Annotated in this window: 15 protein-coding genes; 3 read left to right on the plus strand and 12 right to left on the minus strand. The window is 35.3% G+C overall.

All coding sequences use genetic code 11. The features are described from left to right. Window positions 1-38: 38 nt before the first annotated feature. The 8 genes from BLT04_RS07610 to BLT04_RS07645 all read right to left on the minus strand — a co-directional run bounded on the left by BLT04_RS07610 (window position 39) and on the right by BLT04_RS07645 (window position 7,371). On the minus strand, window positions 39-320 hold the full coding sequence (locus BLT04_RS07610) for a 2TM domain-containing protein (protein WP_089755186.1): 282 nt from the start codon (window positions 318-320) through the stop codon (window positions 39-41). Window positions 321-343: 23 nt separating this feature from the next. Further along, entirely contained in the window at window positions 344-634 is a 291-nt protein-coding gene (locus BLT04_RS07615; protein ID WP_089755187.1) for a 2TM domain-containing protein, read from the minus strand. Between the two features lie 228 nt (window positions 635-862). Continuing rightward, a complete protein-coding gene (locus tag BLT04_RS07620) occupies window positions 863-1,432 on the minus strand; it encodes a methyltransferase family protein (RefSeq protein WP_089755188.1) in 570 nt (189 codons plus the stop codon). After that, a complete protein-coding gene (locus BLT04_RS07625) occupies window positions 1,433-1,732 on the minus strand; it encodes a 2TM domain-containing protein (protein WP_089755189.1) in 300 nt (99 codons plus the stop codon). Window positions 1,733-1,754: 22 nt separating this feature from the next. Next, a complete protein-coding gene (locus BLT04_RS07630; protein WP_089755190.1) occupies window positions 1,755-3,071 on the minus strand; it encodes a 2TM domain-containing protein in 1,317 nt (438 codons plus the stop codon). Window positions 3,072-3,207: 136 nt separating this feature from the next. Then, the gene (locus BLT04_RS07635) at window positions 3,208-3,858 is read right to left on the minus strand and encodes a hypothetical protein (protein ID WP_089755191.1); all 651 of its coding nucleotides are present in this window, start codon (window positions 3,856-3,858) and stop codon (window positions 3,208-3,210) included. A gap of 94 nt (window positions 3,859-3,952) precedes the next feature. After that, the gene (locus BLT04_RS07640) at window positions 3,953-6,196 is read right to left on the minus strand and encodes a TonB-dependent receptor (protein WP_089755192.1); all 2,244 of its coding nucleotides are present in this window, start codon (window positions 6,194-6,196) and stop codon (window positions 3,953-3,955) included. A gap of 272 nt (window positions 6,197-6,468) precedes the next feature. Continuing rightward, window positions 6,469-7,371 (minus strand): AraC family transcriptional regulator, encoded by a 903-nt coding sequence (locus BLT04_RS07645; RefSeq protein ID WP_139166220.1) that lies wholly within the window; start codon window positions 7,369-7,371, stop codon window positions 6,469-6,471. Window positions 7,372-7,520: 149 nt separating this feature from the next. Here BLT04_RS07645 and BLT04_RS07650 point away from each other — a divergent pair, with 149 nt between their 5' ends. Further along, complete coding sequence (locus BLT04_RS07650) at window positions 7,521-8,024, plus strand: superoxide dismutase family protein (protein ID WP_089755557.1); 504 nt, start codon at window positions 7,521-7,523, stop codon at window positions 8,022-8,024. A gap of 69 nt (window positions 8,025-8,093) precedes the next feature. Here the strand turns inward: BLT04_RS07650 and BLT04_RS07655 are convergent, their stop codons facing one another. Beyond that, window positions 8,094-10,223 carry a carboxy terminal-processing peptidase gene (locus tag BLT04_RS07655; protein ID WP_089755194.1) on the minus strand — a complete coding sequence of 710 codons (2,130 nt, stop codon included), beginning with the start codon at window positions 10,221-10,223 and terminating at the stop codon, window positions 8,094-8,096. 146 nt (window positions 10,224-10,369) lie between these two features. On the opposite strand from BLT04_RS07655, the gene surE reads away from it, so the two are divergent. Beyond that, window positions 10,370-11,140, plus strand: coding sequence for a 5'/3'-nucleotidase SurE (surE, locus tag BLT04_RS07660; RefSeq protein ID WP_089755195.1), 771 nt, complete (start codon window positions 10,370-10,372; stop codon window positions 11,138-11,140). A 350-nt stretch (window positions 11,141-11,490) separates the two neighbouring features. Here surE and BLT04_RS07665 read toward each other — a convergent pair whose 3' ends face one another. The 3 genes from BLT04_RS07665 to BLT04_RS07675 are packed head-to-tail and all read right to left on the minus strand — an operon-like array spanning window position 11,491 to window position 13,896. Beyond that, a complete protein-coding gene (locus tag BLT04_RS07665) occupies window positions 11,491-12,894 on the minus strand; it encodes a radical SAM protein (protein ID WP_089755196.1) in 1,404 nt (467 codons plus the stop codon). A gap of 9 nt (window positions 12,895-12,903) precedes the next feature. After that, the gene (locus BLT04_RS07670) at window positions 12,904-13,137 is read right to left on the minus strand and encodes a hypothetical protein (RefSeq protein ID WP_089755197.1); all 234 of its coding nucleotides are present in this window, start codon (window positions 13,135-13,137) and stop codon (window positions 12,904-12,906) included. Window positions 13,138-13,161: 24 nt separating this feature from the next. Further along, the gene (locus BLT04_RS07675) at window positions 13,162-13,896 is read right to left on the minus strand and encodes a prolipoprotein diacylglyceryl transferase (RefSeq protein ID WP_089755198.1); all 735 of its coding nucleotides are present in this window, start codon (window positions 13,894-13,896) and stop codon (window positions 13,162-13,164) included. Between the two features lie 168 nt (window positions 13,897-14,064). Here BLT04_RS07675 and BLT04_RS07680 point away from each other — a divergent pair, with 168 nt between their 5' ends. Beyond that, entirely contained in the window at window positions 14,065-15,105 is a 1,041-nt protein-coding gene (locus tag BLT04_RS07680) for a GMP reductase (protein ID WP_089755199.1), read from the plus strand. Window position 15,106: the final 1 nt, after the last annotated feature.

Consider the following 15,106-nt stretch of genomic DNA (forward strand, 5'->3'; position numbering starts at 1 on the left):
TTTAGTCTTAAATTTGAAATAAAATTACTCAAAAGTTATCAGCTTTTAAAATCTATTGGCTGCTTTGTTTTTTTAAGCTCTTCATTCAACACTTTTTGTTCCCAATCTGAGTTCAGGATAAATAATTTAACGGCTTTTACGGTCAAAATAATTCCCCAAATTGTTAAAATTATTGATCCGTTGAAAAATGTTAATTCAAATTTTCCGTTTTTGAAAATATCGTTAAAAAATAAAAAAATTGAAATAATAGCAAACCATGTAAGGCTTTTATAGAACTTTTTTAACTGATTTACTCTTTCTTGTGCTTGATTATAGTCCATTGTAGTCGTTTTAAGGATATTAATTAAACTGTTTTGTTGTTTCTTCTGTCTTCATCCATCAATTCTCTGATCTTTTTCTCTTCCCAGTCTTTTCCGATCCCGAAAGTATTTACGCCATGCGCTGCAAGACCGATTCCCCATCCTAACATTGGCCAGTAAAACCATAATTGACCAGGCGATGTCAAAAGATTAAGGACCGCCAAAAACGGGATTACAAGGCAGTAAGAAGTAAGGTTTCCATAGAATCCTTTTATTTCTTTTACTCTTTTTGATGCTTTTTCGTAGGCTAAATTTTCTTTGTTGAAAGTTTCCATAATTTTTATTGTTTAAAAGTTATTTGTTTGTTTTGTTGAGACAAATTTAGGTTAACAATCAGCCTCAAATCAATTTTATCTTACCGAACGGTAGAAATTGAGAACTGAATTGTAAAAATTGAGACTTAATAGAAATTGGGTATTTTTATTAACCGCAGATTAGACTGATTACACAGATATTTGTGCTGATTTTTTGAGAGATGCTTCGTGAACATCCATTCAATTTTACTAATAAATAAACGGAATTAATTTCTTCGTTTTCATCCTGTACTCCAAATATTCTTCGCCAAATTGCTCAATTAAAGCATTTTCTTCAACTTTAATTCTATAATTAAATGCGATAAACGGCGGAATAAAGGCCAAAACCAATGAAAACCAGTTATTTAAATACAAACCAAGCCCCAAAGAAGTTAGTAAAGAGAAAGCATAAGACGGATGCCTCAGATATTTGTAAAATCCTTCTTTTTTGATTTTGTGATCTTGTCTGATCGTCACGTCAACTGTAAAATATTTACCTAAAGATCTGATAATGATGAATCTTAAAATAATTCCAATAAGGATGAAAATTTCTCCAGCGTATAAAATCCAAACAGAATTTGCAATCGGAAAATCCGTTAAATAAAAAACCATCACAGCACTCAAAATAGAAAACGGAATCGCGATCCACAACAAGTTCAACGTAGACTGATCTTTGTTCTTTTTGTCATTTTCTCCTGATTTTAACATTCTTTTGTAAAGAATCTCGCTGACAAACCATGCAACCATGGAAACGGTAAAGAGTATTGGTAAAATTTTCATTTATTTCTCTTTTTCCATTAATTCTTTTATTTTTCTTTCTTCCCATTTATTTCCGAGGATAAATCCCGGCAGAAAAACGCTCATTCCATAGCCAATTACGCCAATTCCCCAAAAGATCGGAAGGCTGAAATATTTCAAATGCCAAATCGTTTCCCCTTCATGTAATTCTCTGTAATTAAGAAATAAAATAAATGCATTGACCGCAAAATAAATAAAAGTGAGAACGTAAAAGTTCTTAATTTTTTTTACTCTTCTTTCGGCTTCTTTGTAACGGATATCGTTTTCGTCAATATTTTCCATGATTTCTTATTTTTTATGTTTTTTATTGTTTATTTTGTTTTTCAAGAATTTCGCGGATTTTTTTCTCTTCCCAGCTTTTTCCTATGGCAAAAACACTCATCCCATGCGCTACAACACCGATTCCCCATCCCAGCATCGGAAAGTAAAACCAGATATTTTGCGGACTTGTAATAAGATTTACGATAATTAAAAATGGAATGATAATACAATATGAAATTAAATTTACATAGAAGCTTTTAATCTCTTTCACCCTTTTCTTTGCCCTTTCATACGATTTATCTTTATCATCAATTTTAATACTGACAACATTAGGTTTAGCCGATAATACCGGAAGTTTTACTTTAAAATAATCTTCGGATTTTTCGATGAAAACATTTCTTTTCGTTAATAATGAATACCGCTGAACAATATTCGCCAGACCGATCCCTGCGCTTTCTTTTATCTGCTCTCTTGCCTGAAGATTATTTTCAATGCAAAGCGTATCATTTTCGGAAAATATTTTAATGATCAAAGGTTTTGAAGACGTTGCAAAATTATGCTTGATACAGTTTTCCAATAATAATTGCAGGGAAAGCGGAACCACAAATCTTCGTAAATCATCTTTATTTACCTCAAAAACAAAATCTACGCTGTCCTCAAATCGTGTTTTCAATAAATCACAATAGGTTTTGGCAAATTCTACCTCGTCTTCTACCGTAACCAATTCTTTATCTTTCTGTTCTAAAACATATCTGTAAATCTTTGACATTGAAGCGGTAAACTTCTGCGCCTGTTTGGGATTTTCATCGATCAACGAACTTAAAACATTTAATGAATTAAACAAAAAATGCGGATCCAGTTGATTTTTTAAACTTTCAAATTGGGCGTTGGCCGATGTTGCGATTAATTTCTGCTCCACCACTTCTTTTTTGGAAGTCTTTTTTAATTCTTCCATAAAGCCTCTTGCATGGAGGAAAGCCGAGATTAATAAGGCAACATTAATTGTAAACCAATTGATATAATTATACTTTCCTGAGAAATATTCTGCCGTATTTGCTGATTTTTGAATAACAACAAAATTCATGTAATTACAGAAATAGACTAAAATTATATTCGCGATAAGAATCGAAACAATGCTGATAACCGCTCTTTTTGTCGTTGCCTCAGACCATGGAAACTTTTTGTTGAGGAAATCATTAATTAAGCCATTCCCAACTCCTAAAACTAAAGAATACATGAAAGATATCAATACGGTAAGAAAAAAATTCTCAACGGTTTTCTCATCAGTAAAAACGAAAAAGAAAAACATTGAAGTGGCGAGTGATATCCAAAGTAAAGTGATAAAATTTTTACGTTTCATGAGTGGGTTTCTTGGTTCAAAATTAGTTTATATTAAAATTACTTAAAATTATTTCTTCCTGAGCGGTCATTTTCCGTGACTGAACCGCATAAAAAAACCTCCCGTAATGGAAGGTTTATATTTTGATTCTAACAGATTATTTTTTAGCCTGGCTGATGAAATATTCTGCTTCTGATTTTCCCCAGTTCGGGTCAAGAGAAGTTTTTGGCGTATATGCGTTGAATTTTGCCAAAGCATCCTTAAACTGCTCTATTCCTTTTGTTTTGCTTCCGCCGTACTGCTCCGGAGTGAAATAGGTGTCTTCAGCTTTGATCAAAGCAACTCTTGGGTTAGATGGATCCAGCTTTTCAGCCTTTTTAAGCTCTTCTGCAGCCTTTGCCCCGTCTGTCATGTATCTTTCCTGAGGATTTACCATCATTCTTAAAGAATACATCATTTTGGTCAGCAAATGGATCTCTGCATTGTCAGTCGGAGCAACATGAGATGCTGCTTCGATATATTTTTGAGCTTGCCCGGCGATGAAATCAAGTTCCTGCATTTTACCCTCTCTCATCAATGCTCTTCCTTTCTGAAGATTTGCAAAAGCTGCATAGTAGAAAGGCAACCATTTATTTTCATCTTTTCCTGCAATTCTGTGAAAATCATTCGCCAGCGCTGTGTAATCTTCGGCTGTTTTACTTGTTTCTATTTTAGCGATCTTTTCAGTCATCGCCTTTTCGTAATCTGCCTGAGCAAAAGCAGTTAAGCTTACAAAGGCTAAAGCAAAACTTAATAGATATTTCTTCATAATTTCTAATTTTTGAGGTTAGTTTATATTTTATTCAAAGATATGTATTTAATTGATATAATTAAATCATTAAAAGTGTTGTTTGTTTATATTTTTACAAATTATTATTAATTGCATCCTGCGTTCTATCAACTCCAAAGCTGATAAATGCGCCTACAAACACAAAAGTATTTACCGGAGGCACGACCGCAGAACTTCTCGATCCGTCTACAGAAAAATTGTATCCGTAGACATTTTTTGAGCCTAAAATATTCGAAATACTCAACACAAAAACGGTGAATGCTTTTGCATCTTTCTTACCTAAATTCGGAAGATAATTGAAGCTTATATTCAAAGCGTTATAATCTTTTAACCTTCCTTCATTTCTTGTAAAGTTAACAATTTGACCGTTTACATCTTTTGTTGCAATATCGTAATAAGGTCGACCTTTTGCGTAAGTGTAGGATAAATTAACGCCTAATTTCCATTCTGGGATAAATCTTTTGGCAACGGCTGAAAGCGTATGTTCTGAAGCAAAATTCGGCTTTAAGCTCACCGGATAATTCATAAAATCTCTTTTTGAATCTAAGAACGAATAGCTGATCCAGTAATCAATATTTTCGAATGTTTTTTTGTCTCTCCAGAATAATTCCGCTCCTTTTGCATAACCATACCCGTCGTTATTTAAAGCAGTTAAAACCTGTTGATTTTGTTCGTTATTTGGCGTTACATTAAAAGTTTTAATCAATTGATCGTATTTCTTATAAAAAGCTTCCAATCTCAAACTTCTGCCTTCCGTTGATCTTTGAAGCTGGAAGATGTAATGCTGTGATTTTTGAAAATCTAAATTTGAAGGACCGTTAATATATTTACTTTCAGGGTTTTGATAGAACAATCCATAGGCAATCGATGTTGTCCAGTCTTTTGCCAGACGATAAGCCAGGGCAACACGTGGTGCGATATTGCTTTTATTTAAAAAAGAAGAATTTTCTCCCCTCACCCCGATTTTCGCGGATAATTGATTGCTGAAACCTAAATCCGTCTCCACAAAAACAGATGAAATCAAATCCTGATAATGTTTATTCACCTGATCAAAATGAAGTTTTTCGTCTGTATTATTTAATTCAAAACCACCTCTCAACGCGCTTATTTTATTGATTTTTCTTTCTAAAACAGCTTTAAAATTGATGTAATTTCCGTCTGTTAATAATTGGGTTTTGTCTGATTCCAGATCATTGGTTTCTGTTGAGAAATTTAAATCCGATTTATTGTAAGAATAAGAAGTTCCTGCATTTAAGAGATATTTCCCGAATTTCTGCTTAAAAGATAAGTTGTGATAGGTATTTTTTCCTTTTAACCTTACGAGGGCAAAATCATATTCCGGTTCAAGGCTTTCTCCCCGCACGCCCATTTTATTGGAATCATACATTCCGTAATATTTGAAAAATCCGCCTGATTTAGTTTTAATTCTGAAATTAAAATCGCCATTTAAGCCTTGCGGGGCATCAATAAAATCTGTGTTAAAATTGAAGACCTTCTGCATTACGCTCAATAGAGAATAGCCTAAAGTTGCGCCGTAAGAATGATTTTTATCTTCACTTAATTTCTGAAAACCTGCGCTCAGAAATATCGGAGAAATCCCGAAATCATAAGAACTTTGGTCCGGCAGATCAACACTTTCCAACATCAAAGCACCTGAAAGAGCCTGGCCGTACAATGCAGAATATCCGCCGCTTGAGAAAATGTTTCCTTTAAAAAGTGAAGTATTAAAACGATCTCTTCCTGCAATTCCCGGAACCGAATTTGAGAAATAATTGTTGATTAAACTTCCATCCATAAAGATTTTAGACTCGGTTCCCGTTCCTCCACGGATAAAAAGACCTTCTGTCTCGCCAACTTTCTGAACGCCGGGAAGATAATTTAAAGCTGAAGAAATCTGCCCGTCTGCGCCCGCTGTGGTATAAATATCGATTGGCGTTAAAAGTGCTGTTGCTCTTTTTTTGTCGCTGGCTTCAATTGACCCCGCAGAAACTACGACCGCATCGATCTCGTTGATCTGTTCTTTTAATTCTGCATTTACCGAAACATTTTCATTTTCAATGGTGACCGGCTTTTCTACATCAATGTATTTTGGATGTGTGAATGTTAAAATTTTGTCTCCTTTTTCCGAAGTCTCGAAAGTGAAGTTTCCGTTGGCATCTGTTGTTGCTCCGTCGTAAGAGTTTTTAATTGAAACATTTACATCTCCAATTCCTTTATTTCTAAACATCACTTTTCCTGAAACTTTTACCTGGGCAAAGCTGAAGGTAAATAAAGAAAAAGTTATTAGAAATAATAATTTTTGACCCTGTTCTTTCATAGCTGTTAATTTTCGATTCAAAAATAGGACGAATTTTTGTTGCTGTTAAATTTTTGTTGCTGAGCTGTAGATTTTGAATTCCGAATGGTAATTTTAACGTCAGGTTTTTTGAAATATCATGTGTACTCTCGTCTGCAAGGGAGTTTCACTCAACAAACGAAAAATTATTTATTATTCTGATGAAGTAAGAATCTCAACAGTCAATTATTAGAGATTCTTCAATGCGCTTTGCTTCTTTCAGAACGACAAATGTAACGTCTTAAATAATTCTCCTAATTAATGGGAATACAGAAATCGACGATCATTTTTCCTTCGGGATGCTCTTTGAAATTGGTGTGGTAGATTTCAAAAGGAAAGGCTTTGCGAGCAGTATAATTGTTTTCTTTTATCCATAAAAAGAGGGAAACCCAGCATTGCTCAAAGTCATTCAATGTTACTTCACCACTTCCAAAAATGAATTTTCCGGGTTCGATGGTTTCCGAGAAAACTTCTCCTTCTTGTTTCTTTAATTTTTCATCCAAAAGCATATAGGCATGGATTCTTACTTTGTTTGCTGGCGTAACTTTAAAGCTGTCATGATAAACGGAAATCATTTTTACATGATCTTCTGAGAACAGATTTTTCTTTTTAGCCCAATTAATCAAAATATTAAAAGAATGTTCTACATTGGCAATTCCAAGGCTCATAACGGCTGCCAAATTCATTTCCGGAAGATCGGTTACTTTAATTTTTAAATTCATGTTCGTCCAATTTAATAGGTTTTCTATATTGCAAATGTATTGTTGAAAAACCATATCAATTTGTCCATTCTTGCTTTGTTTTAATTGAATTTTATGAAAATTTTCAGGGGCAGATTTCCGGAATTCGGATGGAGCTTTTCCGTAATATTTTTTAAACGTTTTATTAAATGTTGAGTGATTTGAAAAGCCGAATTGGAGATAAATTTCTTTTACTTTTATATTCTTTCGCAAAGCTAAATAAAAAGCACTTTTTTCAATTCTTTTTCGAATGATATAGCTCTGAATCGTTTCACCCGTAATCAGCCTGAATATCCTGTGAAAATGAAATGGAGAATACGCAGCAATCTCTGAAACTTTTTCTAAAGAAAGTTCTATATCAAGATTATTATCAATGTATTGTATTGCTTTTATGATTCTTTTTTTGTATTCTTCCAATGGCAGAAATATTTTTGACAAAGGTATCAACAGCCAATGAAAATGATTTGTCTTTTATTGCTATTTATGAAAAAAGAACTGCAATCATAAAGTGTTCTGAAAATAATTTTTACCTTTATAAGATCTTTAATCACTTAAATTATTTAAAAATGAAGGGACAAACATTGACATTATTGGCGGGATGTGCGTTTTTGGCAGCATCTTGCTGTACAACGAAAACGTATTCTGTAAACGCTAAAAGCGGTACACAGACGGGAGGAACGGCAAAATTTACTCAGAAAAAAAACGAGGTCGTTATGAAGCTTGAGGTTACAAATCTTACTCCGGGAATCCATGCGGTGCATATTCATGAGAAAGGCGATTGTTCTGCAGCTGACGGAACTTCTACAGGAGGACACTGGAATCCTGCAAAAGACGACCACGGAAAATGGGGCGCCGAGCACTTCCATATGGGAGATATCGGGAATCTTGTGGCTGACCAGTCCGGAACTGCTACCTTGACATTTAAAACCGACAAATGGTGTCTTGGTTGTGCCGACGAATCTAAAAACATTATCGGAAAAGGGATGATTGTACATGCTGCGGCAGACGATTTCCACACTCAGCCTACAGGAAATGCGGGCGGAAGAGTGGGATGTATAGAAATTAAATAATCCACTTTTATATCAATAAAAACGCCGCTAATTTTCAATTAGCGGCGTTTTTGTATTTGCATATTATGATTATGATTTTACAACCATATCTCCAACGATGTTCATTGCTTCCTGAAGGTAAGGATCTTTTTTAAGATTTTTGATCCACATATCAGATTTTTTCTTGAAGGCTTCGTCTTTTTTCTCCCTTTCTATCTCGTTTGGATACATTGTGAATTGAAGTCCGTTCTCGAATTTCGTCAATGCTTTGAATTTTTCGATCTGTCCTTTTCTTTGCTTCATCAACTCATTAAACTTATTGATATTAAGCGTAATCGTTTCTTCCTTGTCCAATTGTTCTCTCCATTGAGCAGACTCTAGCAACAGTTGATAATTGGTATTTTTAGCCATTCTGTCATTGCTTGCTTTTTCAATAGCCTGAATGTTGAAATAATTCAGTTTTTTGAAGTTTGTCCCCGGAATTTTATCCCAGGCTAAGGCATAATCATCATATCTTTCGCCAATTTCAGCATAAGTAAAGAAATCTTTCGTCTGAATATCAGAAACGATACCTTTTCTCTGGGTAGATTCTCCTGTGATTCTGTAGAACTTCTGGATGGTCAGCTTTAAAGATCCGAAATCATCTTCTGTATTCAGGAACCTGTTTAGATCAACAAACGTCTGTACCGTTCCTTTTCCGAAAGATTGTGGTGAACCGATGATCATTGCTCTTCCGTAATCCTGCATTACCCCTGCTAAAATCTCAGAAGCAGAAGCAGAAAGCTCGTTTTGCATGATTACAAGCGGGCCCGTCCAGATCGGAGTTTCATTTTTATTCTTTAAAGTCTGGATTTTTCCGTTTCCGTCTTTTACCTGCACGTAAGGCCCTGCTTCCATGAAAAGTCCCATGATATCACCAACTTCCGTTAATGAGCCTCCGCCGTTATTTCTTAAATCCAGAACGATTCCCTCAATATTCTGAGCTTTTAATTTAATGATCTCATTTTTGATGTCATCAGAAGCATTTCTTCCTTTAGCATCCTCAAAATCAGCATTAAAGCTTGGTAAATTGATAAAACCATATTTTTTACCGTTTGGAGAATTTACCACAATACTTCTTGCAAAAGTATCTTCGATGGCCACTTCTTCACGGATCATTGTAACGTCTTTGATCGTTCCGTCTTTTTTCTGAACCGTTAATGTTACCGGCGTTCCTTTTTCACCTCTGATCAAACGTACGGCTTCATCGGAAAGCATTCCTACAACGTTTACGGCATCTTCTTTAGGTTTAGATTTAACTTTTAAAATTTTATCGCCTTCCGAAAGCTGCTTTGATTTCCAGGCCGGAGCTCCGATGGTAAGCGCACCCAAATAAAGATAACCCTTTTTCTCCTGAATGATTGCCCCGATTCCGATTACCTTTCCTGTGAAACTGGTGTCAAAATCTTCCTTATCTTTTGGAGAATAATAATTGGTGTGCGGATCAAAAACTTCGGTATAAGCATTCATATAGACGGTAAACCAGTCCATTTTCTTTCTCTTTTTGAATCTCGTAAATGTTTCTTTTACAAGATCTTTCACCTCATCGGTCGCTTTTTTGATTTTTGCCTGCTGATTTAAAGGCTGATATTTGATCGTATCCTTTAAATTGTATTTCTGAACAGAGTCTTTTTTCTCTTTCTGAGCTTCTTCCTTGCTGTTCATCGATTCAATTTCCTGAAGAATATTGTATTTGATGAATTTTTTCCACTCATTATACTGCTCCTGCTTGTTTGCAGGTACTTTTTTAAGCTTTGGCTCCAGGGTTAATGTTTCATCTTCTTCCAGGTTAATCGGTTTGCTGAAGATTTCCTGAGTGATCTTGTCGATTTCATCCACTCTTTGGTATAACCTGTCGATCGTAAGCTTGTAAAACGTCAGATCACCTTGGTTAAGATAATCATCAAGCTTGGTTTCATGCTTCCCGAATTCATCCATATCCGACTGAAGGTAATATCTTTTTGCAGGATCCACCAACTCAAAATAATGCTTGTAAACATCTTTTGAATAGGCATCATTAATTGGTTTTGGGCTGTAATGTAAATAAGAAAGTGTATTCTTAACGCTTACCATTATCGTCTGCATCTTTTCATCATCATTTTGAGGTGAGTTGAAACAAAACATTAGACTTGTTAATGGAATTAGGAGTAAAAATTTATTTAGTTTAAAATTTTTCCACATAAATCTGTAATGTATTTTATTAATTTTTTTTAAAAGTATCTCAATTAGTAGTTATAATTAAATAACTGTTACAAACTATCAAATTTAATACCTTATTTATAATAATCGAATACTTTTAAGTATTTTTGTTAAAATTAAAATATTTTATGGAAAGACCACTTATTCTGGTTACTAATGACGACGGAATTACAGCACCTGGTATCAGAAATCTTATCAGTTTTATGAACGAAATCGGAGAAGTTGTTGTCGTGGCACCCAATTCTCCTCAAAGCGGAAAAGGTCACGCTATTACCATTAATTCTACCTTAAGTTACGAAGAAGTACAGCTCGAAGGCACTCAAACAGATTTTTCCTGCAGCGGAACTCCCGTAGACTGCGTAAAAATGGCTCTTGACAAAATCTTGCCGAGAAGACCGGATATCGTTGTTTCGGGGATCAATCACGGGGCGAATTCTTCGATCAATGTGATCTATTCGGGGACGATGTCTGCAGCTGTGGAAGCAGGTGTAGAAGGGCTTCCGGCGATCGGATTTTCACTGTTGGATTTCAGCTGGGAAGCAGATTTTACTCAAGCAAAAGAATATATTCAGAATATTGTCAGAAAAACTTTGGAAAACCCAATGCCAAAAGGAATTGTTTTAAACGTAAACATTCCGAAATTAAGCGCAGCAGAAATCAAAGGCGTAAAAGTTTGTAAACAGGCTCATGCAAAATGGGAAGAAAGCTTTGACGAAAGGGTCAATCCGCACGGCAAAAAATATTACTGGCTGACAGGATATTTCAACAATATGGATGATTCCGAGGATGCTGATGAAACGGCTTTGGCAAATGGCTACATCTCCATTGTTCCTGTAAAGTTTGACTTAACGGCTTATGAATACATGAAGACGTTGGAGGAAGTAATGAATTTTGATTAAAATAAATTTTTAAAGCGTAATTATCTTTACGCTTTATTTTTTTCTTAAATGTTCTTTTGTCTTGAAATCAAAGATTCGACGTAGTCAAACAAAAGAACGAAAAATTCAAGACTTGGAATTTGAATGCTAAAAATTAAAAATCAATCCTAAAATCCCCAAAACTTGCGCGAACTCAAATAAGTTCTTCGTTTAAAAACTTTGTGTCGCGCTTCGAACAGTGGGAATTTTTTAACGGATTAACTTTTAATTTTCTAACGCTTCAGCTTTCTATGTCATTTTAAGTACGCAGAAAAATCTGTGTAAATTTGTGAAATCTGTGGTTAAAATCTTTTCGATTTTTAATCAAAAGCTTAAAACAACACCTTATCATCTTTCCGCAATTCCTCAAGATATTTGATTTTATCATCCCTGTAAAAAAGATTCATCGTTTCAAAAGGAATTAATTTTAAGTCTTTATTGACGATATGAACACAGGATTTCTTCACAGCACGAACATCAAAATCATGGGCATCCATAAAATTCATGATAATAATCCGGAATAGATTATCATAATCCAGATTCGGGGCAGAAACTTCTGGTAGACAGCATAATAGCTGATTTACTTTAGGCTGTACTTTATCCACGGAAATTCCGGTGCTGAAAATATCCAAAAGCTGCATTTGCAGTCCGGTATCCTGCTCGTAGACAATTGTATTTCTGGTTTCATTGTTCAGTAAATCAGCGGGATTGATGTATCTTGTTAAAGGAATAATTTCACCTTCCAGCTTCAAAATATATCCCATCGCCAACGCATCCGGATTACAAGGAACCGGAATGATATCATCCGAATTCAGAAGCGGAAACTGGTTTAAAATTTCCTGTCTCACTTCCGTCAGCGTAATTTTTTCGTGGGCAGAATCATCTCTGTTTCTTCCTGCAATTTCTACAGGTTGAAAGGTAATTCCGCGGACACATTTCTGTTTTAAAGCAAAATCAATAATCTTTCCTATTTCATCAATATTTTTACCTTTTTGAAGCACGATAACAAGCGTTGTGGAAAGATTAAGCTCATTTAATTTCTCCAAAGCCTTCATGCGGATATCGGTAAGATCTTTTCCACGGAAATCCTGCAAAACTTCAGGCTTAAAAGAATCAAACTGAAGATAAATCTCAAATTCCGGCGCATAGGTTGCTAATTTTTCGGCAAAACCGGGATCATTGGCAATTCGCACTCCATTGGTATTCAGCATTAAATGTTTGATCGGCTTTGTCTTCGCAATATCCATTATTTTGAAGAACTCAGGATGAATGGTCGGCTCACCTCCACTGATCTGAACGACATCCGGCTCGCCTTCATTTTTAACAATAATATCAAACATCGCTTCGATTTCTTCCAACGTTCTGTGACTCCCATAATGTGGCGAAGACATGGCATAACAGGTTGGGCAGGTAAGATTGCACCGATCCGTCACTTCCACGATCGACAGGCAGCTATGCTGCTCATGATCAACACATAAACCACAATCATAAGGACATCCATATTCGACATCAGTTCCGAAATGATGAGGCATTTCCGAAGCTTTATTGTAATTTCTGATGTTTTTGTAATAATGAACATCAGAAGCAATTTTTGTCTTAAAAAAGCCGTGATCAGGACATCTTTTGGTCATAAAAACCGCTTCATCTTCTATGATAATCTTAGCTCCTACCCTTTTCAGGCATTCCGGGCAAAGACTGATTGTATAGTCGTAATAGGTATAATTTCTTACAGGCATAATTTTAATTTAAAGTCCACCACAAACAACACCACTTATTAATCCACAGATTAGCAAGCAAATAGCCATTGTCTGGATAAACTGTTTTCGGGAAAATTTCCTTTGATCTTTTGATTCGTAGATCAGTTTAACAAAAAATGTTATTACCAATGAAACTACCAATGCAACAACAATGATAATTCCTATAATCATCGCAACCAGGCCTCCTAAATTGCCAACTTCTAAAAGTGTTACCATTTTCATATGCAAAGTATTTATTGGTTAATTTTATGTTTGAGTATTTTTTATTTTATAAATGTAATAAATAATTACGCAAATGCACACCAGCTGAATCGTTCCGAGATTTCCAATAAGCTCCACCCTCGGTTTTATAAAGTCCAGGAAAAACCTGAACGTGAAATAACTCAACATAAACAACTGAAAAACAAAGCCTGAAGGATATTTCCGTTTGTTCTGAATTAATTTTAAATAAATCCAAAGAACAATTAAAAAAGCAATTTCATACAACGAAACAGGATGCCTCAAATATTGATCTCCCAAATGCATCCCGAAAATTGATTTGGTCGGCAAACCGTAAGTTTCTTCATAAATTCCTGTAAGAAAACAACCGATTCTCCCAATAATTATCGCCAGCATCAAAGGAAAAACAATCAAATCTCCCGTACTTTCTTTGTGATTCACAATTTTTTTTGCCAGTTCCACTCCAATTAATCCAAAAGCCAGTCCGCCAACGATCGTATTATTTGTCCATATCCTTTTCATATCAAAACTTTCAAATAATGTATAAGGATTCTCGAGGTTTCCAATTAATTTTGAGCCTAATAAAGCTCCTGCAGTGGCTCCAATAAGGACAGCAGCCGAAGTGTTAAAAGAAACTTTTTCTTTAGATTTCCTTTTTAAATAAAAATAATACCGCATCCCGATAAACATCCCCAAAGCTTCAAAAAGCGGATGCGCAAGAACAGTTTTGCCTAAAATATGAAAGCTGACAGGGAAATCCATGGTCTCAAAAGTATTGTTTTTAATTAAAACTTAATAATTTTATTCCATTCATTTCAGATTATCCCGGTTTTTTACCATTGATTTAATCTTAAAATATTTATAAAATCCATTAATTCAACCCTTCCAATCAATCTTTTTCTTACATTTATTTAAAATATTTTCCAAATTATGAGAATAGAATATGATATAAAACTGGGTTTTAAAGATGTAATGTTCCGTCCGAAACGTTCTACTTTAAAATCCCGTTCAGAAGTTGATCTTGAAAGAGAATTCACCTTCTTGCACACCAAAAAAAAATGGCAGGGAACTCCCATCATTGCAGCCAATATGGACACGGTAGGAACTTTTGAAATGGCGGTAGAACTCGCAAAAGACAAGATCATTACGGCTGTTCACAAACATTATTCGATTGAAGAATGGAGTGAATTTTTAAATAATCAACCCGAAAGCATTCACCAATATATCGCATTAAGCACAGGAACAGGAAAAGCTGACGAAGAAAAGCTCAGACAAATCCTCGAAAAACACCCAAAAATTGAGTTTCTGTGCATTGATGTTGCCAATGGATATTCTGAGCATTTTGTAGACTTTGTGAAGAAAGCCAGGACTAATTTCCCGGACAAAATCATTATCGCAGGCAATGTGGTAACCGGAGAAATGGTTGAAGAGCTGCTTTTGGTGGGTGCAGACATTATCAAAGTAGGTATTGGTCCGGGTTCTGTGTGTACCACGCGTGTAAAAACAGGAGTCGGTTACCCACAACTTTCCGCAATTATCGAATGTTCTGATGCGGCACATGGTTTGAGTGGTCATATCATTGCAGACGGCGGTTGTAAAGTTCCCGGAGATGTAGCAAAAGCTTTTGGTGGTGGTGCAGATTTTGTGATGCTCGGAGGGATGTTTGCCGGTCATGATGAAAGTGGCGGCGAGATCATCGAAGAAAACGGTAAAAAATATCGTCTGTTTTACGGAATGAGCTCCAAAACAGCGATGGATAAACATTCCGGAGGGGTTGCAGAATATAGAGCTTCCGAAGGAAAAACAGTAAAAGTTGCTTATAAAGGTCCGGTTTCCGAGACGGTGAAAGATATTTTGGGCGGCGTGCGTTCGACGTGTACGTATGTTGGAGCTTCAAAACTGAAAGAATTGTCTAAAAGAACAACTTTTATCAGGGTTCAGGAACAGGAAAATCAAATTTTTAAAGATTAAA

The organism is Chryseobacterium soldanellicola (assembly GCF_900100115.1).
Classification (GTDB): domain Bacteria; phylum Bacteroidota; class Bacteroidia; order Flavobacteriales; family Weeksellaceae; genus Chryseobacterium; species Chryseobacterium soldanellicola.